This window comes from Verrucosispora sp. SN26_14.1, from assembly GCF_004307965.1.
GTDB lineage: Bacteria > Actinomycetota > Actinomycetes > Mycobacteriales > Micromonosporaceae > Micromonospora.
In genome coordinates, this window is record NZ_SISL01000711.1 from 1 (window position 1) to 2,014 (window position 2,014).

The window sequence follows — 2,014 nt, forward strand, 5'->3', positions numbered from 1 at the left end:
GACTTCGCCCGCCGCGCCGACGCGCTGTGGCAGGCGCGGCGGTGACCGCGCCCCGAGGCGTCCGACGCGCCGAACCGCTGCGCTGGGCGTTGCTCGCCGTCGCGGTCGTCGTCCTGGCGGTCTTCCTGCTCGCCCAACGGCAGAGCATCGATGTGAGCTACGGGCAGTCACCGGCGGTGTCGAAGCGGGTCGAGGAGGGCTCCGCCGGTGAGCTGAGCGACGCGACCGTGCCGTCCACCGAGGAGATGACCGCCCTGGTCGACGCGGACCCGGTGGTACGCCTGCCGGGTGCCGTCGCCCGCTGGGACGAGCAGCGGGTACGGGAGGCGATCGGCGGCGAGGACACCCGGATCCTGGTCGCCCCGACCGGCCTGGACGAGGAGGAACGCAAACGGGTCCGCGAGGTCGAGAACGCCACCGTCCGGGTGATCGGTACGCAGGTGAGCGGCGGCATGTTCCAGGCCACCCCGGACACCCTGCCCGGCTGGCGGGCCCAGTTCGCCACCGGCGACGTCACCGACCAACTGGTCGCGCTGATCACCGCGCTGCGCAAGGTGCCGCGACCGGCCGACCAGGACACGCTGCGGTGGCGTGACCCGAGCGGGACGGAACTCGACACCGTCACCGCCGACCTCCGCGCCGACGGGCTGCACGTGGCGGAGGGCGCCACGCTGCGCCAGGTGCCGAAGGACGCCGACACCGCCTTCCCCGACGGCGCCTGGTACGTCGCCCTGCCCGCCCAGCCGTACGGCGAGCCGCTTCCCGCGTACGGGCCGGCGCTGCACCGGCTCTACCCGGACCAGCCGCTGGTGGTGATGTACGGCAGTTGGGTCGAGTACCACGGTCCGGGCGCGGCGGACTTCGCGGAGCTCGCCGGGACCAGCTTCTACGCCCACTTCGGCGACCGGCTCAGCCGCTACGACTATCCGCAGCAGAACGTGCTCGGCGTCTACCTGGGCCGGGTCACCGACATCCGGTACGCGGGCCTGTTCGACCGCCCACTGCCCTACCGGCCGTTGGATCCGCTGCGGGTGGCGCTGCCCGCCCTGCCCTGGATCTTCGCGGCCTGTGTGGCGGGCTTCCTGGTGCTGTCGATCCGGTCGCTGCGCCGCTCGGGCACCCGCCCGGGTGATCCGCAACGCGGTGGCGTGCAGGCCCGGCTGGCCGGTCTCACCGCGCTCGCGGTCGAGGCGTCGCTGCTCACCGACGCGCGCAGCAACCCGGCGCTGACCCGGGGCATCGGCAAGCTCGAAGCGGCCCGGCAGGCGCTCGACGAGGGACTCCCGGACAAGCACGTCCGGCGGTTGCTCGACGACGCGACGGCGGAGCTGGACGACACCGCCCGCCTGACCGGCATCCCCGAGTTCCGCCCCGACCTCTATCTCCAGGGAAGGCTGTCGTGACCGCCACGCTGCGACGCGGCCTGGCCGCCCTGGTCGGCACCACCTTCGGCTGGGCAGTGCTGGCCTGCCTGGTGCTGGCCGGGTGGGCGCTGTGGTCGGGCGGGATCCTGGACGGCCCGATCGCCCGCGAGGTCCGCGCCTCGTCGCTGTACGTCGCCCCCGGGGTCGACCTGGACCGGCCCGCCGCCGAGCGGGTCGTCGGCAACCGCCGGCTGGTGGTGCTGTTGATGTCGCCCGGCGACGACCTGCGGGCCGCCTGCGACCAGACCCGGCAGGCCGCGAAGGGGACGCTGGTGCTGGCGATGAGCCGCGACGGCGACGAGTGGGACACCTACGGCTGCTCGCGCATCCGCCAGCGCGACAGCAAGGACTTCGGCCGGGCGATGGTCGCGGAGACGATCATCGGCCGGGGTGTCGACTCGTTCGTGGACCAGCCGGTGGAGGCGCTCAAGGTCATCGTGGTCAACTACGACCTGCTGGTACGGGCCGGCACGGTCCCGGACGGGGCACGCACGATCAGCCCCTCGCTGCCCCGGTACCTGCTGGCCGGCGCGGCGGTCGGCGGCGTGGTCGCCGGTGCCGCGTCGCTCTGGTTCGCCGGGCGGCGGGCC

At 74.1% G+C, this 2,014-nt stretch carries 1 protein-coding gene and 1 pseudogene; both read left to right on the forward strand.

Going from position 1 to position 2,014, the window contains the following annotated elements:
- The first annotated feature begins 41 nt into the window (after positions 1 to 41).
- Positions 42 to 1,403, forward strand: coding sequence for a hypothetical protein (locus tag EYA84_RS31185; protein WP_131057770.1), 1,362 nt, complete (start codon positions 42 to 44; stop codon positions 1,401 to 1,403).
- Positions 1,400 to 2,014 (forward strand): annotated as a pseudogene (locus EYA84_RS31190) (hypothetical protein); the annotation flags it as partial. The gene EYA84_RS31185 and the pseudogene EYA84_RS31190, both read left to right, overlap by 4 nt.